Source organism: Treponema sp. (assembly GCF_017430385.1).
Lineage (GTDB): Bacteria > Spirochaetota > Spirochaetia > Treponematales > Treponemataceae > Treponema_D.
Genome location: NZ_JAFRNB010000039.1, coordinates 20,092 through 44,088, shown reverse-complemented (window position 1 = coordinate 44,088; position 23,997 = coordinate 20,092). Strand labels below are relative to the sequence as shown.

Annotated in this window: 19 protein-coding genes and 1 pseudogene; 6 read left to right on the top strand and 14 right to left on the bottom strand. The window is 45.5% G+C overall.

Annotation, left to right across the window (positions count from 1 at the left end):
* Window positions 1–96: 96 nt before the first annotated feature.
* Both IJJ71_RS02890 and IJJ71_RS02885 read left to right on the top strand, forming a co-directional pair.
* Window positions 97–1,290 (top strand): hypothetical protein, encoded by a 1,194-nt coding sequence (locus IJJ71_RS02890; RefSeq protein ID WP_296845210.1) that lies wholly within the window; start codon window positions 97–99, stop codon window positions 1,288–1,290.
* Window positions 1,291–1,472: 182 nt separating this feature from the next.
* On the top strand, window positions 1,473–2,315 hold the full coding sequence (locus IJJ71_RS02885) for a TIGR02452 family protein (protein WP_296845209.1): 843 nt from the start codon (window positions 1,473–1,475) through the stop codon (window positions 2,313–2,315).
* A gap of 14 nt (window positions 2,316–2,329) precedes the next feature.
* On the opposite strand, the gene IJJ71_RS02880 is transcribed toward IJJ71_RS02885, so the two are convergent.
* Window positions 2,330–3,301 (bottom strand): hypothetical protein, encoded by a 972-nt coding sequence (locus IJJ71_RS02880; protein ID WP_296845208.1) that lies wholly within the window; start codon window positions 3,299–3,301, stop codon window positions 2,330–2,332.
* 8 nt (window positions 3,302–3,309) lie between these two features.
* A complete protein-coding gene (locus IJJ71_RS02875) occupies window positions 3,310–4,617 on the bottom strand; it encodes an MBOAT family O-acyltransferase (protein ID WP_296845207.1) in 1,308 nt (435 codons plus the stop codon).
* 274 nt (window positions 4,618–4,891) lie between these two features.
* On the opposite strand from IJJ71_RS02875, the gene IJJ71_RS02870 reads away from it, so the two are divergent.
* Window positions 4,892–5,179 carry a helix-turn-helix domain-containing protein gene (locus IJJ71_RS02870; protein WP_296845206.1) on the top strand — a complete coding sequence of 96 codons (288 nt, stop codon included), beginning with the start codon at window positions 4,892–4,894 and terminating at the stop codon, window positions 5,177–5,179.
* A gap of 62 nt (window positions 5,180–5,241) precedes the next feature.
* Here the strand turns inward: IJJ71_RS02870 and IJJ71_RS02865 are convergent, their stop codons facing one another.
* From IJJ71_RS02865 to ilvD, 4 genes and pseudogenes are all read right to left on the bottom strand, one after another.
* Window positions 5,242–6,090: a nucleotidyl transferase AbiEii/AbiGii toxin family protein gene (locus IJJ71_RS02865; RefSeq protein ID WP_296845205.1), complete on the bottom strand. Its 849-nt coding sequence runs from the start codon at window positions 6,088–6,090 to the stop codon at window positions 5,242–5,244.
* Window positions 6,087–6,677 (bottom strand): type IV toxin-antitoxin system AbiEi family antitoxin domain-containing protein, encoded by a 591-nt coding sequence (locus tag IJJ71_RS02860; RefSeq protein WP_296845204.1) that lies wholly within the window; start codon window positions 6,675–6,677, stop codon window positions 6,087–6,089. The genes IJJ71_RS02865 and IJJ71_RS02860 overlap by 4 nt, the downstream gene beginning before the upstream one ends.
* Before the next feature lie 113 nt (window positions 6,678–6,790).
* Entirely contained in the window at window positions 6,791–6,955 is a 165-nt protein-coding gene (locus IJJ71_RS02855; protein ID WP_296845203.1) for a hypothetical protein, read from the bottom strand.
* A 116-nt stretch (window positions 6,956–7,071) separates the two neighbouring features.
* Window positions 7,072–8,759, bottom strand: a pseudogene (ilvD, locus tag IJJ71_RS02850) (dihydroxy-acid dehydratase).
* 179 nt (window positions 8,760–8,938) lie between these two features.
* Between ilvD and truB the strand changes: the two are divergent.
* The 3 genes from truB (at window position 8,939) to pnp (ending at window position 13,313) form a co-directional block, all read left to right on the top strand.
* Window positions 8,939–10,738: a tRNA pseudouridine(55) synthase TruB gene (truB, locus tag IJJ71_RS02845; protein WP_296845202.1), complete on the top strand. Its 1,800-nt coding sequence runs from the start codon at window positions 8,939–8,941 to the stop codon at window positions 10,736–10,738.
* A 37-nt stretch (window positions 10,739–10,775) separates the two neighbouring features.
* Complete coding sequence (gene rpsO / locus IJJ71_RS02840) at window positions 10,776–11,045, top strand: 30S ribosomal protein S15 (protein ID WP_296845201.1); 270 nt, start codon at window positions 10,776–10,778, stop codon at window positions 11,043–11,045.
* A 162-nt stretch (window positions 11,046–11,207) separates the two neighbouring features.
* A complete protein-coding gene (gene pnp / locus IJJ71_RS02835; protein WP_296845200.1) occupies window positions 11,208–13,313 on the top strand; it encodes a polyribonucleotide nucleotidyltransferase in 2,106 nt (701 codons plus the stop codon).
* Window positions 13,314–13,615: 302 nt separating this feature from the next.
* On the opposite strand, the gene IJJ71_RS02830 is transcribed toward pnp, so the two are convergent.
* From IJJ71_RS02830 to IJJ71_RS02795, 8 genes are all read right to left on the bottom strand, one after another.
* Window positions 13,616–14,965: a GH1 family beta-glucosidase gene (locus tag IJJ71_RS02830; protein ID WP_296845199.1), complete on the bottom strand. Its 1,350-nt coding sequence runs from the start codon at window positions 14,963–14,965 to the stop codon at window positions 13,616–13,618.
* A gap of 69 nt (window positions 14,966–15,034) precedes the next feature.
* Window positions 15,035–15,814 carry a type I phosphomannose isomerase catalytic subunit gene (locus tag IJJ71_RS02825; protein ID WP_296845198.1) on the bottom strand — a complete coding sequence of 260 codons (780 nt, stop codon included), beginning with the start codon at window positions 15,812–15,814 and terminating at the stop codon, window positions 15,035–15,037.
* Between the two features lie 14 nt (window positions 15,815–15,828).
* Window positions 15,829–16,824 (bottom strand): glycoside hydrolase family 130 protein, encoded by a 996-nt coding sequence (locus tag IJJ71_RS02820; RefSeq protein WP_296845197.1) that lies wholly within the window; start codon window positions 16,822–16,824, stop codon window positions 15,829–15,831.
* A gap of 58 nt (window positions 16,825–16,882) precedes the next feature.
* A complete protein-coding gene (locus tag IJJ71_RS02815) occupies window positions 16,883–18,052 on the bottom strand; it encodes a glycoside hydrolase family 130 protein (RefSeq protein ID WP_296845196.1) in 1,170 nt (389 codons plus the stop codon).
* 370 nt (window positions 18,053–18,422) lie between these two features.
* Complete coding sequence (locus IJJ71_RS02810; RefSeq protein ID WP_296845195.1) at window positions 18,423–19,640, bottom strand: AGE family epimerase/isomerase; 1,218 nt, start codon at window positions 19,638–19,640, stop codon at window positions 18,423–18,425.
* A 40-nt stretch (window positions 19,641–19,680) separates the two neighbouring features.
* Window positions 19,681–21,849 carry a cellulase family glycosylhydrolase gene (locus IJJ71_RS02805; RefSeq protein WP_296845194.1) on the bottom strand — a complete coding sequence of 723 codons (2,169 nt, stop codon included), beginning with the start codon at window positions 21,847–21,849 and terminating at the stop codon, window positions 19,681–19,683.
* Window positions 21,850–21,906: 57 nt separating this feature from the next.
* On the bottom strand, window positions 21,907–23,076 hold the full coding sequence (locus tag IJJ71_RS02800) for a carbohydrate ABC transporter permease (RefSeq protein ID WP_296845193.1): 1,170 nt from the start codon (window positions 23,074–23,076) through the stop codon (window positions 21,907–21,909).
* Window positions 23,076–23,957, bottom strand: a complete 882-nt coding sequence (locus tag IJJ71_RS02795) for a carbohydrate ABC transporter permease (protein ID WP_296845192.1) — start codon at window positions 23,955–23,957, stop codon at window positions 23,076–23,078. Before IJJ71_RS02795 ends, IJJ71_RS02800 begins: the two co-directional genes overlap by 1 nt.
* Window positions 23,958–23,997 lie beyond the last annotated feature (40 nt).

Here is a 23,997-nt window from a genome sequence, read left to right as displayed (position 1 = left end):
AACAATTAATTGAAACGGAAAATTGAAACAAGTTGTGCCGACGGGAGAAAATAATAAAACTTGTGAATATGAAAATCTGGACTTATAATTGAGAAAATGACCGACATCGAGAATCTCGAAAAAATCATCAGACAGGTGTTCAAAGTTTCAAAAGTCATAAAGAACCGCACGAACACGAACAGCTGCATTGCTCCTCTCAACCGAAAGCCGCACAATCTTTTTGCCCGGAATTTCTTCGACAGGCTCAGGCGGCTCAACCAGAAATTTGACGGCGACAAATCAGCAATCAACGACATTGCCGAGCGCGTAAAAAATATTGGTGAGGCAAAGAATTCCGCGTGGGCAGGCCCTTATTCCGAGCTGGTCGCGCTTGATTTTTATTCCCAGTTCTCAGAATTTTTCAATCTTTCTTATATTAATCTTCTTCCTATTAAAAATCATCCGGCATCGATTCCGGCGATTAACGGCCAGAAAGAAGTAATCGACATCGACTTGTGCCTTCACCTGCGCCATGACAAAGTTTTCACTGATATAAAAAGCTTCAACTGCATCCATCAGAACATTTTGGACGAAGTGATTGAAGTCGTTGAGGAATATTCCCTTGTTACTCTTGGAAAAAGCGTGATGATTGGCGTGGACAACCTTTCAAGCATCGACTACACCGAGGTGAAATCACATCTGGGCTACGAAAAGCGCAAAATCTACTACGCTCTCACGAATGCAATCTCCGAAAACCGCCGTCTGGTTCACTACGAGTCAAAAACTGGCATCGTCTTCACATTCCGAATCGAATATTCCGACACGCTCAGCACGGTCAAAGAATATTCTCCGTTCGCGATGGCAGAGGCTTACAAATACAAATTCCTCGACTACGGCTCAAAACTCGTGGACAACGAATATTCCGTAATCACAATGGTCCGGAATCCCTGGTTCAATGAAGAGACTGTCGATTTCGGTGATTTCAATAACATTTTTTACCGTTCCCTTGCCCGCCGAACCTTCATCGAACTTGCCCGAATCAAAGAAGATGCAGCCCGCTACTCGCAAAGCTATTCCAATAAAAAAATCCGCGTGTGCGATGTGTCCAGAAACCTGGCCGGAATCGTGTTCATCGATGACGAAAGTTCCAAAGAAAGTGATGTCGAAAAATTGTATTCCGCCTATTTTTACCTGAACCCGAACTACGCAAACAAAAAGCCCCTCACAATCCGAAAACTCGAAAAATATTTCCGTAACGAGCGGGAAGTGCAGATTAAGGACTTTGATGATTTTAAGTGGGATAATTATTAAGTTAGAGCAGGTAGCAGTGGGCGCTCCCTTTCAGGTCGGGCTTTCCGCGAGCACTCTCGTTGTCGTGCTCGTTTGGGTTCCGTGCTTTCGCACTTCATTGCTTCGCAACTTACGCCCCTACAATCCCTAGCGCAGAAGTTCCAAAATTGTGTTATGATAACGATAAAGTGAGGTAAAATTTTATGTCAAGATTTGAGAATATCGCCGTTTTTGAAGATACTGTTGCTTTGTGCGAAAAATCGGATCGGCTTAAGGAAAGCATTAAAAAATCTCGTGAAAGCCAGATTTTTATCCCTGAAAAGGATTCCGTTCCCGACGGAAGCAAAATCGCCCGCTTTGAAAACGATGCGAAAATCATCGTGAGTAAAAAACGCACCTTTGAGGCAGCCCAGTTTTATGCCGGAAAAGGCGGTAAAGTTGCAGTTCTCAATTTTGCCTCTGCTTCAAATCCCGGTGGCGGGGTAGTGAATGGGGCTGGTGCGCAGGAAGAGTGCCTTTGCCGGGTTTCGACGCTTTATTTCACGCTCGACACTGACCCAAACTGGAAAAGATTTTACACGCCGCATCGCCGTAGCCGTGACCCGCTTCATAATGACGACATTCTTTACACAAAGAATATTACCGTTTTCAAAAACGACACGATGAAGCCTGAGACAATGAATGAAAGTGACTGGTATGATGTTGATGTGATTACCTGTGCCGCCCCTAATCTGCGTGAGAGACCAAGCAACAGCTACAATTCTGGTGACGGAGATGAGCGGCTGATTCTAAATGATTCAGAACTTGAAGCCCTTCACGAAAAGCGTGATTCCCGCATTTTTGATGTTGCCGTTCAGCAAGGCGTTGATATCCTCGTCCTAGGAGCATTCGGCTGCGGTGCCTTCCGAAACAGCCCTGCCGTCGTCGCCAAAGTGATGATGAATCTCGCCAAAAAATATGTAAAATCGTTCAAGGTAATTGAATTCGCAGTATATTGCCCGCCTTATGATGATATTAATTACCGGGAATTCGTGAAACTGGGGTAAATATCCATCCTTTCCTAAAGACCGTATTTCTCCTTTATTTCTGCGGTGAACCGTTCTGCCCCTCTTGGATTTACATGGCTTGAATCTCCAAAGCATTCCGGTTCATAGCATGGAATTGCTTTTTCGACTGTGATTCCAGTTTCTGATTCCAAGTCAGAAAGATAGCTTTTGAATTTTTCGTAGAATTTTGTTTCTCCAAGTTTTTCATGGCTAATAGTGTTCATTGGCAGTTGTTCGATAAAAAATGAAATATTGTGTTTCTTGCAGAGATTTATGATTTTGTGGAGATAAAAATCGTTCCTTTTGTCTGGTACAAAGTTTATATTTGCATCGCCATTAAAATCTTCTGTTCTTTCATTCATACCGAAAAACATTTGTCCTTTGTTCATTTTGTTTTTTTCATATTCAGAATGATTGAACTCTCCTCGCTTGAATTTTGAATTTATGAGAGCTGCCGAGTATTTTTGAGGAAAAAATAACTCGTATTCTAGAGTGTCGATTATCTTTTCCTTAAATCTTTGAAATCCCCATTGATTAGATTTATAGCCAATATATTGAGCTTCAAGCTGTTCACTTGGCGAAAGAAAATGAAAATACAAGTCGCGACCTGTGAATTGACCTTCTGAAACCCAATGCCCGCCCGCAAATCCCAAAATCACTTTCTCTGGCTTCGGGTGATTCTCAAGATAATGCTTAAGTGTATAGTACATCTCGATTGATGTTCCGCCACCAACAGCAAGATTGTATGCGTTTTCACAAAGTTTGTTCGGAATAACAGCAGCTTTCATTCGCGAGTCTCCCAAAAAAATCACTTCCTGCTTGTCAGATTTCGTTTGAACATAATCTTTTTGCTGAATCCAGTATGGAAATTCGTTGTCCATATATGAGAATTGCATATTCCAAAGCAAGCACCAGCGGAACACTGCCGTAATTGCAATCAAAATAAAAAGGCCTATAAAAAAAATTGCGTATCGATTTGGATTCATATTGTCTCCTAAAACTGAAAATAGAGGAATTCTGAAAGGTTTGCGTTTCCTGCTATCGTGTAGAGCGAGTAGAATAGGGCTGCTAATGATATGAGTAACCATTTCCAGCTTGCCTTGTATCTTTCTGATACGATTTTTTGTGCACTGGGTAGACAGAAAATTAAAATGGAGAGAAGAAGTAGCCGTGCAAACGGAAGATTAGCGGTATTGATAAAATTCACCTCAAAGTAATGCAGGAATGAGAACAGATTTTCGATTTTACCGCCAGCTGGAAGTGCGAATTTATGGTAGTTAAACATTCGTTTTATAAGCCTTAATCCGTCTCGAAGACTGTTTGCTCTAAAAATCGCCCAACCTGAGCATACGCATATAAAAGTCAGTATTGTGCCGAAAATCTTTGGAATTTCAAGCTTATGTTCTTTTGAGAATCCTCGCCACCAATGATTTACGACTAAAAATCCGCCGTGCATCATTCCCCATGCTATGTAACGGAATCCAGCGCCATGCCAAAAGCCACAGATTGTCATTGCTACGAAAAGATTTATGAGTTTTCGCCTTTGTCCCTTTCGATTTCCGCCGAGCGGAATGTAGATGTAATTCCGAATCCAAGTTCCGAGAGTAATGTGCCATCTTCTCCAAAAATCTATCATTGATGTTGCCTGATATGGGGACTCAAAATTCGTTGGAAAGTTAATGTTTAGCATTTTTCCAAGTCCGATAGCCATTTCCGAGTATGCCGAAAAATCAAAATAAAGCTGAAAAGTATAACAAATTACTCCGCACCACGCCTCAAGCATCGTTAGAGATGAAATACGGCCAAAAATATCTGCGACTACAGGTGAAAGGGAATCTGCAATAACAATTTTTTTGAAAACTGCGAGGGCAAAAAGTGTAATTCCTGCCGAAAAATTTGTTGGATTGAATTTGTGCCTGTCTTTGTCAGCGAACTGTGGAATCATAGAATTGTGATCTACTATCGGGCCTGCGATTAGTTGCGGAAAAAGTGAGATGTAAAGAGCTAGGTTTATAATGTTCTTTTCCTTTTTTGTTTTTCCTAGATAGACATCTACGATATATGAAATTGCTTGAAAAGTGTAGAACGAGATTCCAAGCGGAAGAACGATATGCTTTAGGTTCCAGTCTGTATGAAGGGCACGATTCGCTGTTTTTATGAAAAAATCCGTGTATTTGAAATATCCGAGTAGTACCACATTCAGTGTTACCGCGAGAATAAGAATTACTTTCTGAGAAATAGTTTTCTCTGCGAATTTGCCAATCAAAAGACCTGCGAAATAATTCCACAGAATTGAAAACATAAGCAGCGGAATATATCGTAAATCCCACCATCCATAGAAAAAGAAGGAGGCGAATAAAAGAAAATATTCGCTGAATGGATACTTTTTTTCCCGAAAAGAAAGTATCCTGCGAGTGTTGCGGGCAGAAAAATAAAGATGAATTCAAAAGAACTGAAAAGCATAGTTTTTGTTATAAAACTCCGAAAATTCGTAATTTTATAATTTATACTACGAAAATTAGAATTATTCAATAACAGACTACGAGCCTAAGTAATTCTATCATTTATAATAAGGTATGGCTTTTTGGGATAATGTTGAGGCGTTGCGCAAAGAACAGAATACATCGTATCGTTGGCTTGCCCACAAGATGGGAATGTCCGAGACGACTGTTTCCAGTATGCGAAAAGCCGGAACGGAACCAAGAGCAAGTGAAGCTACAAAGATTGCCGCCGCATTGGGAACGACCGTGGAATTTTTAGTACAGGGTGTAGATTCTAAAGATGATGCTGAGACTAGGGATAATTATTTTTTGAAGTATACAAACTTGAGGAAAGAACTTTCCAAACTTGTTGATTCTTTGTGAGTGTTATAATTTGTGTAGTTTTTTAGTGACGGTAAAGAAATTGTTGACTGAAAGTTTGCAACCTAATTAAGTTCCCCGATTTTATCAAGCAAATTTTTGACTTCACCACAAACATCTGCAAAAGAATAATCTTTTGCATAGGGCTGTTTTTTGCTGTATTTTTCCCAAAGTGAATTCATAAAACTGTCACTTTCAATTTTTTCCATAGTGGCTTTCGTATTTGAAAGATATTTTAAACTTCCTCTTTTGTTTGCTGTATTTTGCAATGCTGTTTGCAACACTTCACTCTTGCAAGTATGAGCCAAAGCCTTTAATGCTAAAATGTCATAAAAATCACGGGGGCGCGTGTTTTCGATATTTCTTGAAAGTATCGTTTCAAGCTTCTCTGCAAGAATGTTTTCAACAGGATAAGACAACATAATAATTGTGTCATTATCAAAGAGCCTTTGAAACGAATGATTGATTTTTCCAGGTGTAATTTTGTCTCCTGTTGTTAGATCCATAGAAAAAGGGGCGTGTATCTTTTCATAATCTGCAAAAAGAAATGCCCTAAGCCCGGAATACTCATCATCTTCTCGAATATCCTCAACTCTGTCAAAAACGAAAGTAAAGTCATCATCACACGGAACGGAACAAATATAATTCAAAATTTTTACAATCTCTGATTTGTCCAAGTTAAAACCTGTAATCGTTGCGTCAATATCCATCGTAGAACGATTTTGAAGTCCCACAAGAGAAGCAATTAGAATTCCACCTTTTAAAATAAAATTGTCTTTGTATTCAGAAAACGAAAGCCTTTTTATAAAACATTCCATTATGTAATTTTGTAGCACAAATTGAGGTGCAATATTAAGCTCTTTTGCCTTGGTGTTAATTTTTGCTTTTAGTTGCATAGCATTATCGGTTTTCACAATGTCACCTCCATATAAGTACGGATTTTTTTCTCCATGCCGATTTTTTTTGCAAACTCCAGTAACTTAATATTGTCACGATCTTTCGAATGTAAATATTTCTTTAATGCAGGGATGAATCTTTCTAAATCTAGTGTGCTTGGTTTATGAAGTAAATCGCATAAAGTGCGCTCAATACAATAAACTGGAATTTTGTTAGAATACTCTGTTTCGACTTCGATTTTTCCCTCATTTATAAAATCGCCTTTTTGTTGAATCACAGTATAGTTTTCAAGTGCTTTAGAATGAAAATTATTTGGTACAGTTACAGAATAAACAAACGGTACTTGGTCGCTGTACCCCAAATAATACAAAGCCGTTTCGTGTGAAAAAACCAGCGAAGGGAAACGCAAATGAAGAATATAAAGCTCATCTGGAAGATTTTCTGGCAAAGTATAAATCCCAGAAGCCTGACGGGTAAGCATATTTTTCTTTGCCAAATTGAATACATTGTTTTTGTGAATGCCCAATGCATCACACTCAGAAATTGTGATATATCCGTTATTGAGTTCTGCTGTCTTTAATATAAGCGCGTCTGTCTTGTTCATATTGCTTTTATACATACTTTATCATAAAAACATGTATAAAAGCAATAATTGTTTTGTTTGTTTTTTATAGTTGCAATCTTTCCTTTTTTCATAGAAAAGATTGCTTTAATTTTTTACATTCGCCCTGCGGCTCTTTCCTGTTTTTCCCATTCAGCTTTGGGCATGTATTCCACGACAACTTTTCCGTCAATTTCATCGACTTTGGTCATCGCGAATTCCTCATAATGCTGAATGAGCCAGGCGTCATATTCTGTCCAATTGTTAAAAGTTTCGGTCATAAAATTCCTTTTTAAATTCCTCACAGAGCTTAGGAGCGCACAGAGAATCAAAGGATTAGAGATAAAATAAGCTCTCTGTGAACTCTGTGCCCTCTGTGAGGAATTTTTCCCTTTTTCTATTGTAAAATCGCGCCCTTGTCAGCAGATGAGACGAGCTTTGCATAGCGTGCAAGGTATCCTGTCTTTACCTTTGGCTCCGGTGCAACCCACGCGGCTTTTCTTTTGCAAGTTCCTCATCGCTCACGTCAAGGTGAATCTTGTAGTTATTGATGTCGAGGGTGATTTTGTCACCTTCCTGAACGAGGGCGATTGGACCACCCACGGCTGCTTCCGGTGAACAGTGACCAAGAGAGGCACCTCGGGTAGCACCAGAGAATCGGCCGTCTGTAATCAAGGCAACCTGCTTGTCCAAGCCCTGACCTGCGAGGGCTGCTGTGACTGCGAGCATCTCACGCATACCAGGGCCTCCTTTCGGGCCTTCGTAGCGGATTACGACAACATCGCCCGGGTGAATCTGAGCCTTCTGAACGGCTTCCATTGCCTCGCTCTCATCGTTGAATACGCGGGCAGGGCCTGTGTGAAGCATAAGCTCTTTTGCACAAGCTGATCGTTTAACGACTGTTCCGTTTGGAGCCAGGTTTCCGAACAAGATTGCGATACCGCCGTTGTCTGAGAACGGATTTTCGATTGGTCGCAAGATTTCCGGGTTTCGGTTTCGTACGCCCTTGATATTCTCAGCGATTGTTTTTCCTGTCGCCGTGATAAGGTTTGTGTTGATAAGGTTTTTCTTTGCAAGTTCTGCCAAAACAGCCTGAACTCCGCCTGCATCGTCAAGCTCGCACATGAAAGTGTGGCCTGCAGGAGCGAGGTGGCAGAGGTTAGGGGTTCGGTTAGAAATTTCGTTTACTTCGTGAAGATCAAGTTCAAGACCGGCCTCGTGCATGATTGCAGGAACATGGAGCATTGTGTTTGAAGAGCAGCCCAAAGCCATGTCAGCTGCAAGAGCGTTCTTGAAGTTTTCGGCAGTCATCATCTGTCGGGCAGTGATTCCGCGTTTGTACATTTCCATAACCTGCATACCAGCGTGTTTTGCAAGCTGGATTCGGCGGCCTGTTACGGCAGGGATAGTTCCGTTTCCAGGCAAACCAAGACCAAGAACCTCAGTGAGACAGTTCATTGAGTTTGCAGTGAACATTCCTGAACAAGCACCGCATCCAGGGCAGGCATAATTTTCCATCTCACAAAGCTGTTCTTCGGTGACTTTACCAACTGCCAAACCGCCTACAGCCTCGAACATATCAGTCAAAGAAAGATTTTTTCCAGAATAAGGGTTTGTTGCATCGTGACCAGGCAAATGCCCCGGCATCATAGGACCGCCAGAAACAAAAACTGTAGGCAAGTCCAAGCGGGCAGCAGCCATGAGCATACCCGGAACGATTTTGTCACAGTTCGGAATCATAACGAGAGCATCGAACTGATGAGCCTTTGCAACGCACTCAACGCTGTCGGCAATCAATTCGCGGGTAACGAGAGAGTATTTCATACCCTCATGGCCCATTGCAATACCGTCACAAACACCGATAGCCGGGAACTCAACTGGAGTGCCGCCAGCCATGCGAACGCCTGCCTTTACAGCCTCAGCGATTCGGTCAAGCTCGATGTGACCAGGAATCAGCTCGTTTTTTGCACAGATGATTCCGACCATCGGCTGGTTCAATTCTTCGTTTGTGTAGCCAGAAGCATAGAAAAGTGAGCGGTGCGGAGCGCGTGCCGTACCCTTGATTGCGTTATCAGATTTCTTCATAATGTACCTCAATTTAATTGAAATTAATCAAGGATATTATACAAAGATTCTTTCATTGCGTAAATTGAAATATAAGAAAAGAATTGTTGCGTGTTATGCAATGACAGGCTTGCTTTTGTAGAATTTCTTCTTGTATTGACACCCATTCGGAAAATTGCTAGTCTTTTTCAATTATATAGATGAAAAAGAATAAGAACTCGGATTCAGGCTTGTCCGGTATTGTTCTGCTTGCAAAACAGGCAGGTCTCACAAGTTTTTCTTCTCTCTCTTCGGTCAAGCGCGCGCTTTCAACCACAAAAGTCGGTCATACAGGCACGCTGGATTCCTTTGCGGACGGCTTGCTGGTCGTTCTTGTCGGAAAACTCACGCATTTAGTTCCTCATATTACAAATTTTGACAAAACTTATATCGCTCTTGTTGAATTCGGAACTGAGACCGACACTCTTGATCCGACAGGTCAGGTCATAAAAACAGGAAAAATACCTACGAAAGAAGAGGTTGAATCAGTCCTCCCAAAATTCCTTGGTGAAATTGATCAGGTTCCGCCTGCCTACAGTGCGCTTCATGTTGACGGAAAGCGTGCCAGCGATTTGATGCGCGAGGGGAAAACAGTTGAGCTTAAGCCTCGAAAAATCACAATTTCTTCTATTAAATTGCTTGACTTCAGCGATAATTTTGCCCGGATTGAAGTTTCTTGCTCCAAAGGAACTTACATTCGTTCTCTTGCCCGTGATATTGCCTCTGCCTGCGGAACGGTCGCGCATCTTAAGGAACTTCGTCGTATTAGGGTAGGGCCTTTTAAACTTGAAGATGCAGTCGGTGCTGATTGTTCGCCCAAGAATCCTGCTGATGATGAAAGGTTGTATTCTCAAATTCGTTCTAAGCTTTTGGACATGGACATGAATGTTGCTCATCTTTGCGGAATGGACACTGCAGTTCTGGCTCCACGCTATATAACTGATTTTAACAACGGCCGGCCTTTAAAAGCCAAGATGTTCGTTCATGATTTTATGAGCGACAATAAAAATAATGAAATCGCGGTTTTTTATGATGATGGAAAATTCGGCGGCGTTATCACAAAAAAGCCGAACGGCAACAAATTCCTGCTTAATTACGGTTTTGTGATTCATCATGAAGAGCCAAAAATGAAGATTTTTTCATGGGAGCAGATTGTCGGCGGAAAATTCCCCGAAGAATTTAAAAAATCCGGCACGGCAATTACAATCGGAAGCTTCGACGGCTCTCATTTGGGGCACAGGGCTATTTTTGAGTCGGTGATTTCCCAAAAAGAAAAGAATTTGGTTCCAGGAGTGATTACTTTTACCCGCTCGCTCCGTGGCTACAAAAATCCAAAAACTTACGAAGGGGATGTCGTTTCACTCTCCCAGAAACTTGAAAATCTTACTGTGCAAGGATTTGAATTTGCTATAGTCATTGACTTTTCTTCTGAATTCGGTAAAATAGAAGGACACGATTTCTTATCGATGTTGGTGCAGAAATGCGGCCTGAAATATCTTGCTGAAGGCTCTGACTTTCACTGCGGTTACAAAGGTCTGGTCGGCATGGAAGAAATCAAAAAAATCGCTTCGGATTTCAATTTTACGGCTCAAAAAATAGATTCTGTGATTTTTGATGGCGAGAAGGTTTCTTCTTCCCGAATCCGAAAATGCGTTCTCGAAAGAGATTTTATGCAAGTTCAAGAAATGCTTTCAAAGCCTTTTGAGCTTGATTGTACCGGTTTTAACTGGCACAGACAGGGTGAAAATATTATTTTTGCCAATAAAAAAGGAGCGCAGCTTTTGCCTCCAAACGGAACTTATGCCGTAAAGGTAAAGTTCTTTGATTTCAGTCAAAAATCTGGTGAAGCACAAAATTGCCGTGCAGCCAATTCTGATTGTACATTAGAGGATGGGATTCTTCGCCTCGCATTCTCTGATAATTTAATCAGTGGCTTTGTACGGTCGATTCAGTTCTTGTAATTCCAGTAAAATTTTATTATTTTCAAGGAGTAAGTAAATGGCACTTACAAAAGAAACAACAGCTGCTGTAGTAGCAAAATTCGGCGCAAACGAAGCTGACACAGGTAACACAAAAGTTCAGATCGCTCTTCTCACAGAACGAATCAAACAGCTCACAACACACACACAGAACTTCCCAAAAGACACAAACTGCAAACGCGCTTTGCTTAAAGTAATCGGTGCTCGCCGCTCTCTTCTCAAATATCTCCAGAGAAAAGACCTTGAGACATACCGTGCACTTATTAAAGAGCTCGGTCTCCGAAAATAAGTTGTCTTTTTCGACAATCCCATCAGGCTTTGGCTTGGTGGGATTTTTTTTATCCCTTTTGAAAATTTTTTCATTGATTATTATCTCGTTATGGTTTAAAATGATGAAGTTATTATATTTAAAGCATACATCGGATGTAGTGATGTATGTAGGAGTAAAATTATGTCTGTAGAAAGAGTAACCTACAAAATTGGAGATTCCGAACTTATCCTTGAAACTGGTAAAATCGGTAAGCAGGCAAACGGTTGTGTTTATGCACAGTACGCTGGTGCTGCAATCGTTGCTACTGTTTGTGCTTCGTCAGAGGTAAAAGAGGGACTGGATTTCGTTCCTGTTACAGTTGAGTACAATGAAAAGTATTATGCCGCAGGTAAAATTCCTGGTGGTTTCATTAAGCGTGAAGGACGACCAAAGGACAAGGAAATCTTGGTTTCCCGCCTTATCGACCGCCCTATGCGCCCGCTTTTTGAAGTAAGCTTTGGCCGTGAGATTCAGATTGTTCCAACCTGCGTTTCATCAGACGGAATCAACCCACCTGATATTCTTGCAGTTATCGCTTCTTCTGCTGCAGTTTCTATTTCTGATATTCCTTTCCACGGCCCGGTTGCAGCCGCTCGTGTTGCTTATATCGATGGTGAGTATGTTATCAACCCAACATTCCAGCAGCAGGAAAAGGCTCAGCTTGAAATCGTAGTTGCCGGTACAAAAGACGGCTTCACTATGGTTGAGGGTGGTGCAAACGAAGTTTCTGAGGATGTAATGCTCGGCGCTCTCGAAAAGGCACAGGGCTTTATCACAGCAATGTGTGAACTTCAGGAGCAGCTTGTTGCAAAATGCGGCAAAGAAAAGCTTCCTCTCGCTCCACTCAATGTAGAGCTTGAGAACAAAGATGCAATCATTGCAGAAGCAACACCTCTTCTCGAAAAGGCTTGCTTCCAGGATGGCAAAATGAACCGAGGCAAGGCAATTTCTGAGGTTAAAAAGCAGGTTGTAGCAAATCACGCTGAGCAGCTTGCCGATGAAATCCAGAAAAAGCTCTTCGATGCCTGCTTCGACGACATCCAGTACAATCTTCTTCGCAAATCAATCCTTGACAAAGGCGTTCGAATCGACGGCCGCAAATGCGACGAAATCCGCCCAATCACTTGCGAAGTCAACGTTCTTCCGCGCCCGCATGGTTCAGCTTTGTTCACTCGTGGCGAAACTCAGTCACTCGCTGTCACCACTTTGGGAACAGCACTCGACGCACAGGTTCTTGACGACATCGACGGAGAGCGAAGCGAAAACTTCATCCTCCATTACAACTTCCCGCCATATTCAGTTGGTGAGACAGGCCGCCTGACAACAGGTCGCCGCGAAATCGGTCACGGAAACTTGGCTCGCCGTTCTTTGGCCCCAATGATTCCTCCAATGTCAGAATTCCCGTACACAATCCGTGTAGTTTCAGAGATTATGGAATCAAACGGCTCATCTTCACAGGCTTCAACTTGTGGTGGATGTCTCTCATTGCTCGCAGCTGGCGTTCCAATGAAAAAGATGGTCGCTGGTATCGCAATGGGCCTTATCACAGAGCCAGAGGGCGACAATCCTTACGGAAAATACAAGATTCTTTCTGATATCCTCGGTGAAGAAGATCACTTGGGCGACATGGACTTCAAGGTTGCCGGTACAAAAGACGGTATCACAGGCTTCCAGATGGACATCAAGATTGCCGGCGTTACAACAGAAATCATGAAGAACGCTTTGGCACAGGCAAAAGCTGGCCGCTTGCACATCCTCTCAATCATGGAGAAGTGCATCGACAAGCCTCAGCCAATCAGCCCGTTCGCTCCAAAAATCCTCACAATGAAGATTGCTCCGGATAAGATCGGCGCACTCATCGGTCCTGGCGGCAAGAACATCAAGGCTCTCTGCGCTCAGTACGGTGTCACAATCAACACTGAGGACGACGGCACAGTTCAGATTTACGGCAAAACAGGCAAATCTGCCGAAGAAGCAAAAATCGCTGTCAAAGGCATCTGTGAAGACCCGGAAGTCGGCACAATCTACAACGGAACAGTCAAACGAATCATGGAATTCGGCGCATTCGTTGAGATTTTGCCAGGCAAAGAAGGCTTGTGCCACATCTCTAAGCTTTCACGCGGCCGCGTAGAGAAGGTAACTGACGTTCTCAAAGAAGGTCAGCAGATTCCTGTAAAATTGCTCGAAGTTGACAAACAGGGAAGATTGAATCTTTCTTACATCGACGCAATCGAAGCACAAAAGTAAAATCCCTCACAGATAGAGAGCGTAAGAAAATTGCGTAGCAATTTGAGCGAGTCTCCCGAAGAGCTATGCTCGTAGGGGCACAGAGAACACAGAGGAATCCTTGTTCTAAGATATTTATATACCTCAATCCAGTTGTTTTGGCGAATTGGATTGGGGTATTTTTTTTGTATTGTGAGCATCTCTCTGTGAGCTCTTTATCTCTGTGAGGAATTTAAAGCTCCAGTCACTAGGCTGGAGTTTTTCATATAAACATCTCTCCGTGTTCTCTGTGCGGAATTTTTCGTCAGATGGCTGGAGTTCTCTTACAGCTCCGCGCCGTTTGTCTCAATCACGCGCTTGTACCAATGCGCACTGTCTTTGGGAATACGCTTTTTCGTTTCATAATCGCAGAAAATCATTCCGAAACGTGGGTCAAAGCCTTCCGCCCATTCAAAGTTGTCCATGAGCGACCACTGGAAATAGCCGCGAATGTCAACTCCTTCTTCTGCCGCATTTCTAAGACCAAGCAAATAGCGGTGCAGGTAATCGATTCTGTTCGGGTCGTGGACAAGCCCGTCAAGGCTCACCGTGTCGTGGCATGCCATTCCGTTCTCTGTTATGTAAATCGGAAGATTGTACCGCTCGAAAAAGAATTTCGTTCCCCAATAGAGTGCGCTCGGTGTGATATTCCAGTTCACATCCGTGTGGGCGACACCCACTGGTCGGAGCGTTTGACGAGCATACCGCCCCTGATAAATGTTCAAGCCCACGAAATCAATCTGAGTCTTTATATTTTCCATGTCTCCAGCTTTGATTTCATCAGCGAAATCCGCGCGTTCTTTGAGGAGAGAAGCGGGGTAGCTTCCTTTTGCAATTGGGTCGAGCCAAAAACTCTCTGACCATTCTACATGTTCTGCACGGCAAGCGAAATATTCCGTTCGGGCAGATTCAACAGCTTCTTTGCTATCGTTTTCGGGAAGAACAGGCGAGGTCGCGAGCGTGATTCCGATTTTCGTGTCTTTTACCAATTCGCGGATTTTTCGCACTGCCTTTCCGTGGGCGAGGTGAACATGATGCCCGATTGTGAGAATGTCGTGAGTGTCGAGCTTTAAGCCTGGCACATGTATTCCTTCTTTATAACCAAGCCCCACGAAAACCGAAGGCTCGTTAAAGGTGATGAAATGCTTTACTCTGTCGCCAAAATGTTTTGCGACTGCCTCCGCATAATCTGTAAAACATTTCGTAGTTTCTCGGTTGAGCCAGCCGCCTTTCTTTTGGATTATGAAGGGCAAATCCCAATGGTAGAGCGTGATGAACGGCTTGATTCCATGCGAAAGAAGCTCGTCAATCAGCGAATTGTAAAAAGCGATGCCTTTTTCGTTCTCGCGGTACGAAAGCACTCCGTCTTCATTTTCCTCGAAAGTAAAAATTCGTGACCATGCGATTGAAAATCGGTATGCTTTCAAGCCGAAGCTTGCCATGAGCGCGACATCGTCTTTGTAGCGGTGATAGTGGTCGCAGGCGGTGTCGCCGTTGTCCGCATTTTTGATGTGCGAGCCGTCGTGGCAGAAAGCATCCCACACGCTGGGAACTTTGCCGTCCTCGTTCCACGCACCCTCAATCTGATACGAGGCGGTAGCCGCCCCCCACAAAAAATCTTTTGAAAATCCCATAGTGTTCTCCACAAGTGTAAATCAGTGGAAAAGCGTTTCTGACAGTATCGGGAACGCTTTGAATTTATTTTAACCGAATGATTTGATTTCCACAATCTTGGCTTTGCCACGCAGGATTGGTGTTTCTTCTGCCCGCACAAAGAAAATATCCTCGCGCTTAATGGAAAAATCCGTGCCACCGCAAGAAATTCCCGCATTTTCTTCCGCTTCAAGGACGAACAAAAGCCGGTTCTCTGGAGAGTGACGGATTTCGCTCGTTTTTTCAAGCTCAAAGTATGGGCATTTGAATTTCTTGTGGAACGGAACAATAGGAAAAAGCTCATCGTTTTTAATCACTTTGAGTGATTTTTCCACATGAAGCTCGCGCCCTCGGTTCCAGTCATAGAGACGATATGTGATGTCGCATGACTGCTGGACTTCAAGAAGCCTGAGTCCGCCGCCAATGGCATGGACTGTTCCCGCAGGAATGAAGATGAAGTCGCCTTTTTTGACTGAAGCCAGGTTCAGGTAGTCTTCAAGGCGGCCTCCTTCAATCGCCTGCCGCAATTCTTCTGTCGTATAAGAGCCTTTCAGGCCGTAAACGAGTTTTGCGTTTGGCTCTGCGTCAAGCACATACCAACATTCGGTCTTTCCGCGCTCGTTTTCGCCCTCAAGAGCTTTCGCCTGCTCGTCATCGGGGTGAACTTGCACGGAAAGCGAGTCGTTTGCCTGAATGATTTTGACAAGGAGCGGGTATTTTTCGCCAACAGCCTCGAAAAATTCTTTCTGCCGTCCGAGCGGGTGGACAGAAGCAATCCACTCCTCGTATCCCCAAATCTTATCAAAATGAAGCGCGTTCAGTTTTAGCATAGCTCCCTCTCGCTCTATTTGATGATGTCGTGTTCTTTGATGAACGAGATTACATCGTCAACCGTGGTGAAACACAGCGCGGTGTTAGTGTCTGCCGCACCGTAGTAGATTGCGATTCTGTTCGTGCTGGCATCGACAAGTGCCGCGCAAGGGAAAACAACGCTCGGCACAAATCCGCGCTCTTCGTACTCTTCTTCTGGCGTGAGAATGAAGTTTCCGCAGCGGTGAATCACCTTTGACGGGTCATCGCGGTCGAGCAGGGCAGCTCCCATTGAGTAGACAAAGCCTGAGCAAGTTCCCGTGACTCCGTGGTAGAAAAGAAGCCAGCCTTCCTCGGTTTCGATTGGCGCACAGCCAGCCCCGATTTTGACCGACTGCCACCATTCGCCGCTTTTTCCCATGAGCCATTTGTGGTTTCCCCAGTGGAGCAAATCGTTGCTCTCAGAAAGAAAGATGTCGCCGAAAGGAGTGTGTCCTGAATCACTCGGTCGGGTGAGCATAAGATAGTTTCCGTTCACTTTTCGCGGAAATAGGACGTCGTTTCGGTTGAAGGGCAGAAATCCGTTCCCCTTTGAGGTAAAAGTCTTGAAGTCCTTCGTGGTCGCGATTCCGATTGACGCTCCGTGAAAGTTCGTGCACCAGACGATGTGATAAGTGTCCTCGATTTTAATCAGCCTCGGGTCGTATGCGTAGCTCGGGCTGACATCGTTGCCGTTCTCATCTGTGATTTTGATTGCAGAGTCGCTGAAAGTCCAGTTGAGCGCGTCCTTTGAGAATCCGTAGTAGAGGTAGGGGATTCCGTTGCAGGTTTCTGCCCGGAAAACGCCCACGAAGCCGCCCCCTGTCCAGGGAGCCACCGCGCTGTTAAAAATTCGGGTGACGTTGGGAATGGGGTTGCGGCCTATGACCGGGTTTTTCGAGTAGCGCCAGACCGGCGTGTTCAAAAGTTTTCCCTCAGGCTTTTCTTCCCAAGGCATGTCCGAAATCTTTTCTCCAAATACTTTAATCATAATAATCTCCTTTTATGTGTCAGATTTTCTTTATGGCTGGCCGTTTTGATTCATCAGCCTACTTGCAATACTCAAGATTCTTCCTGATGAAATCTACCCGCTGTTTCACGCAGTCGGGGCTTCTTAGCGCATCCCTTGGCGTGTTGAAGATGTAGTCCTCAAGCTTTTCCAGACTGGTGCTTGCCACGTGAAGCCGGGTGTCGCTGGAAGCGTAGTAGATGTAAACCATGCCATCATGCTCGATTGCTCCGTTGGTGAAGACTACGTTGCTCACATCTCCAAGACGCTCTTGTCCCAGGGGAACTAGGAAAACTCCGCCCGGCTGGGCAATGACCTTCGACGGGTCGCTTAAATCCGTGGCGAAGCAGTAGAGCACGTAGCGCAGGCCTGCCGCCGTGTTGCGCACTCCGTGGGCTATGTGGAGCCAGCCTTTCTTGCCCCTGATGGGACTTGCCCCCGCTCCGTTCTTCACTTCGGTGATAGTGTGGTAGACCCGCCTGCTGATGATTTTTTCCTCGTCAATCACAGCGTTCGTTATGTCATCGCAGAGGCCGAAGCCGATTCCGCCGCCACTTCCGGTGTCGATGAAATCATCCATGGGGCGGGTGTAGAAAGCATACTTTCCGTCTACGAATTCCGGGTGAAGGAGGACGTTTCTCTGCTGGGGCGAGCGCAGGGTTTTAAGATTTGGCAGCCGCTCCCATTTCTCCAAGTCCTTGGTGCGCACGATTCCCGCCTGAGCCACAGCCGCGCTCAAATCCTTGGAGGAGCTGTCCTTGCTTTCCGAGCAGAAAATGCCGTAAATCCAGCCGTCTTCGTGCCGGGTAAGCCGCATGTCGTACACATTCGTCTCTTCGGCGCAAGTGTCGGGGAGCTGAATCGGGTAATCGCGGAACTTAAAGCCGTCGATTCCGCTCTCGCTTTCAGCCAGTGCGAAGAAAGACTTTCTGTCCGCGCCCTCAACGCGGGCGACGAGGCAGAATTTGCCGTTCAGGTAGATTGCGCCCGAGTTCATCACCGCGTTGATTCCGAGCCGCTCCATGAAGTGCGGGTTCGTCTTTGGGTTCATGTCGTACTTCCAAAAGAGCGGCACATGGTAGCGCGTGAGAACCGGATTTTTGTAGCGGTCGTAGATTCCGTTGTAAAAGTCGGTCTTTTCGTTTTTGCGAGAAATCAGCGCGTCGTATCGCGCCTGCTCCCGTGCGTAATTCGTTTCAAATTCGGTCATATTTTCCTCCTTGCTTGAATGGTGAGTTTTGCAATCAGTTGGCAGAGACAAAAGTGCAAAACTCGCCATTTAATCATTTTGTCTTGGTGAGCTTTCCTTATTTTGCGGAAAACTGTTTTCGCCTCGGTGAGCTTTCCTCATTTTGCGGAAAGCTCACTTTTGCTTGGGTGAACAATCCTTATTTTGCGGAAAGCCGTTTTCGTCTTGAGCGAGCATTCCTCATTTTGCGGAAAGCCGTTTTCGTCTTGAGCGAGCATTCCTAATTTTGCGGAAAGCCGACTTTCGCTTGGGTGAGCAATCCGCGTTTTGCGGAAGGCTCACTTTTGCTTGGGTAGCATTCCGCATTTTGCGAAAGACTCATTTTCAGTTTTCAATTCTCATCTTTCATTTTCTCCGCCCTTTCCATCACCTCGAAGCACATTCTGCCGTTGTGATAGGGGCATTTCCATGGCTCCACGATTGGCTGCCTTGTGGCCGGCTTGCCGCTTTCGTCCACGCACCAGAACCATTCCGAGCCGGGTCGCCTGTCTACGATGGTGGTCTTGATGTAGTTCCAGATGTCTGTGGCCGCCGTCAGGTAGCTTTCGTTTCCGCTTTTCTGGAAGGCGTTCAGGAATCCCACCACGCTTTCTGCCTGAACCCACCAGATTCGCTTGCTGTCGTCCTTGCCCTTCTCACATTCGTTCAAAAGCGAGTGATTTTTGTAGGCTATGGACAGAATCTGCTCCGCCATTGTCTTTGTGATGGGCGCGATAAGGCTGGTGTATTCTTCTTCCCCCAGCACCGAAAGGCACTTGTCTAAAAGCCAGCTCGTTTCGATGTCGTGACCGTAGGAATAGAGGTCAATCAGCGTGTTCAGGTTCTTGTCAAAGAAGACTTCCTGCCGCTTTTTCTCGGGATTCCAGATTTTTGACTCGAACTGCCGCAGAATGAAGTGAAGCCGCTCCTTGACCCGCGCGTCCTTGCTCACGCGGTACAAGTCCGTGTAGGCTTCGAGGACATGGAGCAGGGTGTTCATCGTCTTTTCCGCCATGACTCCGTTTTCGCTGAGCTTTTCGTTCGATTCGGGCTTGAAGTCGCGCGTGAATGCCTCCAAGTAGCCGACCTCGTCTGTGCATTTTTCTTCTATTATGTTGAACAAATCGAATGCCGTTTCCAGCGCGGCGCGGTCGTGGCTTATCTCGAAGTAGGAGCAGAGCGCGTAGATTGCGAAGGCCTGATTGTAGCTGTGCTTCGTGCTGTCAGCCACGCTTCCGTCCGCGTTCACGCTCCAAAACACGCCGCCGTTTTTGCTGTCCAAGCATTTTTCTTTAAGGAAGGCGTAGGCATGGTGCGCGTAGGAGAAAAGTTCTTTTTCGCCGAGCATTTTGTAGGCGTTCGAGAAGAACCAAAGGATTCTGCTGTTCAAGATGCAGCCTTTGACCGCGTTCTTGTCGAGATTCAAATCATAGTCCAAAAGTCCGTAGAAGCCGCCGCGCTCCTCGTCTTTCATCCCTTCCCAAAACGGAATGATGTGATTTTCCAGCTCCGAGCGGGTTTCTTTTTCAAGGGCGGTGAGCCTTGCTTTTTCTTTTTCTGTCAGTTTCATAGAAATCTCCTGCTTCTTAACAACTGTTAACTGATAACCGTCAGTCTTTTTTGTAGAGAATTACATCGTCGATGTAGATTGCACCGTCATACTTGACATAGCCGAGCGTGGGGCAAATCGTGACGAAGGTATAGCCAGGGTTCTGGAAGAATTCTAGGCTCGTCTCCAGTTTGTAGTATTCTTTTCCGTCCTCGAGCGTGACGACAGGCGTGTCTTTCAGGTAGCGGTTGTTTTCTTTGAGACCTGTCTTGACCCAGCCCGGGTCGAATGCGATGTAGGGCTGGAAACCCGGGAGTTTGTCGGCTTCATCTGATTTTGTCGCGTGGGGTGTCATCTTCGACTTCTCGTAATAAAGAGTGAATTCGATTTTCGATGCCTCTGCGACTTCGCTCATGTCGCCGAATTTGATTTTCAGCTCCTCCCAGTTGTTTTCGCCCGAATAGCTTCCGTCAATCTCGACCATGCCGCCGTTCAAAGTCGTGTGCTTGATTTCTTTGAGTTCAGCCATGTAGCCGCCCAAAGAAGAAGCGTTCGCCTCATCGTTTGCGAAATCGTATTTCTTGATGACCGAATAAGTCACCACATTTGCGATGGTGATTGTGTGCGTTTCGGTTGAACGCTGTGTCCCGTCGTCAAACGTGAACAAAACGCTGATGTCGAGCTTGCTTCCGTCGGGATAAACTTTTGCGTTTGCAAGCGTGTCGAAGTTCAGTCGGTAGAAATCTGCCTCGGCATTGTAGTTGAGCGTGCGTGGAGAAGGTGCTGGCTCGCCGTTTATGTAAAGCTCCGCCCGCTTGACTTTCGCTTCGTTTTTCGCGCCTTGCAGGAACTGTGCGCGGACTTCAAAAATGCCTTTCGCGTCCTGGTCGCGGGCCGGATTCAAAAGGTAGACTCGATTTTTACTCAGCTGTGGAGAGACTGCTTTCCCCGCGAACAAATCTGAGTAGTCGCTGAGGAGCGTTGCCACTTCGCTCTTGTCGTTCAAAATTCTGAATCCGTCGTAGTCGTCATAAAGACCATCGTTCGCATCGTCTGTGCCGTTCCCGCTTTCGTAAGAATTGGTTGATGTGAGAATCCAGAACATGCTTCCCGCAAGCCCTTCTTTGTAGGCGGTGTTGTTCCAAATGTCGTAGACCGCCTTTCGGTTCAGGTTTCCGCCCGCGCTTGTTCCGTATTCTTCGAGAACCACTGGCTTTTTCGCCTTTCTGCCCGACTCGGCATGCTTTCTGATGAATTCGTCTCCCCATGCGACTTGCGCTTTGTCCAAGATTCCCCAAGTTTCGGGATAGAGATGAAATGTGCCGTAATCGATGCTTTTGATGGCAAGAAGCGCGTCAAAATCTTCTCCCTCGTAGCCGTCATAGCTCGTTGAGCCTTCGCCCGCGTAAGGAACGAATCCGTCAAGCTTCATGAAGCCCTCGTCTCCCACAGCGCACAGCTGCTTGGGCGCGATTGATTTGATGTACGCGCTCATCTCTTCGACCCATTTTGTGACGGTCGCGCCGCTCTTGTCTTTTTGGTCGCGCGGCTCGTTCATCACTTCCCATGTCATGACCGTTGGGTCGTCCTTGTAGGCGATGTTTGTGTAAGTGTTTACGCGGTTCAGAATGTAGCTGATGTATTCTTTGTAAGTCTTTTTGCATTCTTCGTTGGTGTAAAAATCCTCCGCGCTTTCAAGGTTGAACCATCTCTGCCAGCTTGAAGCGTTCTGAATTCCGCCGAAGTCGCCCCAGTAATTGTTGAGTGCAATGACGAGGCGGATATTGTGCTTTTTCGCCTGCGCGATTGTGTAGTCAAGCCGCTCGAAAATGTCGCGCGGGTAGCCGAACTGGTCTGGCTGCTTTTTGTTCCGCTTGATGAATTTCTCCGGCACTCCGAATTCGCCAGGTTCGTCCATTCCATGAGAATTGTGGTCGCGGTGCGGCCCGAACTGGAAACCCCAGCATCTCACCACGGGGATTTTCATTTCGTCCGCGGCCGAGAAGAAATCGTCAATCATTTTGTCGGGCGAGTAATGCAGGTAGTAGTTGTTCGTTCCCACGAATCTGAAGGGCTTTCCGTCCTTGTAAAACTGCCCGCCTTTCACCACAACGAAACCTTCTTTTTCAGCCTGAGATTTGCAGCCGGCAAGAAGCGGAATCAAAGCGAGACTTATGAGCATCGTCCCAAAACAAAGGGCATTTTTTAAATGTAATAAAACTTTCTTCATAATATAAAATCTCCCATATAATAAATTGCTAATTGCTAACTGCTAACTGCTAACTGCTCACTCTTTTACCGACCCCGTGACCATGCCGCCGTAAATGTAGCGTTGCAACACGATGAATGTAATCAAAGTCGGAATGAGGGCAATCACGACACCCGCGCAGATGACCGGCCAGTTTGTGCCGAACGGGCCCTTGAACTTGTAGAGCGATGTCGAAATCACCATGAGGCTCTGTTTGGGCATGTACAAAAGCGGATTGTAAAAGTCGTTGTACAGGTTGATACATTTCAGAATCAAAATCGTGACCGTCGCTGGCTGCAAGAGCGGGAAGATGATTTTTGTGAACACCTGCCACCAGCTTGCCCCGTCGATAATCGCGCTTTCGTCAAGCGAATTTGAAATGTTGTTCAAAAATTGCAGGTAAATCATGATTCCGATGATGTCCGTGCCCATCGAGAGGATGATGCAGCTTAATCTCGTGTTGTAAAGCCCCAGCTTGTAGATAATCTGAAATGTCGCCACCTGCGTGGTGATTGTCGGAATGAGCGCAATCCACAAGAATGCCGTGTAGACGATTTTCTTGCCCTTGAATTTGAAGCGGCTCAAAACGAATGCCGTCATGCTTCCCGTGAGAACCGTTCCAATCCCCGAGAAGAAAATCAGAATCAGCGTGTTCAAGAAGCCGAGCAACATGTTTCCCTTTGAAAAGGCGACGATATAGTTGTCGAGGAAGAAGCCTTCAAGCACTTTTACACGGTGGACGGTTGCGTTTTCCCCGCTGATTGAAAATCCTTCTTTCGCAAGGTCTTTTTGCGCACCCTTAGGAATGGCGATTGTGATTTCGCTCTCGCCGACTTTTCCTTCTCCCCTGCTGACGATTGAGCCGCTTTTGTCCGAAATCCAGACCGCATTATCTTTGTCCTCAATCGGGTCAACGATGAGCGTGACTTTGCGGACTTCGTGCTTTTCGAGCATTTTTTTTGTGATGGTGAGTGTGCCGCCGTCAGCGAGATTTTTCGTTCCCTTCCATATCTCCGTGTTCGAGGTGAATGTGGGGAGCGCGAATGGCTTTGAGCGGTTGAATTCTTCGCTGGTCTTGAAAGAGCCAAGGAAAACCACCACAATCGGAAGAATGACACTCACTGCCGCAAGAAAAAGCAGGAGATATTTCAAATTTCTGACGAGTACCTTGTCACCGTATGAATTGATTCTCAAAATTTCGTGTTTCATTATGCGATTCCCCCTTCAGATTTTTTGAACATGCGGTTTTGGATTGCCGAAACCACAAGAACTATGACCGTAAGGACGATTGCCATTGCTGAGGCAAGTCCGATTTTGTTGAATTTGAAAGCCGTGTCCATTGTTCGGATGACGAAGGTTGAAGAGCCGTTTCCGCCGCCTGTCATGATGTAGGGAATCTCGAAAACGCTCACCGCGCCCTTGACCGCAAGAATCATGTTGATTTGAATAACCGGCGCGATTCCGGGGAATGTAAGATACCAGAATTGCTGCCAGCTGTTCGCGCCGTCAAGATTCGCCGCCTCGTAAATGTCCGACGGAAGCGACTGAATTGCCGCCACGAACATGACCACATTGAAGCCCATGTATCGCCAGATTGAAGTGAATGTGAGCGAGTAATTGACCATGTGCGGATCGGTGAGCCAGAGAACTTTTCCGTCAAGCCCGATGAACTTCAAGACTTCGTTGAGCGTTCCCGTATCCTTGAAGAAGTAGAGAAAAATGAAGCCGATTGCGACTCCGTTGATAAGGTTCGGGAAGAAAAGCACTCCCTTGAAAAAGTTCGAGCCGCGAAGTTTTTTCGAGAGAATGACCGCGAATAAAAGTGCGAGCGCGAGCTGAATGAGCGAGCCGACAAAATAGTAGATGCTCACGCCGAATACGCGAAGATTCTCAGGGCGCGAGAACAGCTCGATGTAATTCTGAATCCCGATGAATTTTTTCTCACCGATTCCGTCCCATTGCAAAAAACTGTAGAAGAACATATTCAGGATTGGCAGAAATCCGAAAATCAAAAGCAGCAGCACGGGAAAGAAAAGGAATGTGAAAATCACAAGCTTTTGCTGGCATGCGAAGGACAATTGGTTTTTCATAAGCAACTCCTTTAATTGCGAAACGATTTGAAGAAACAAT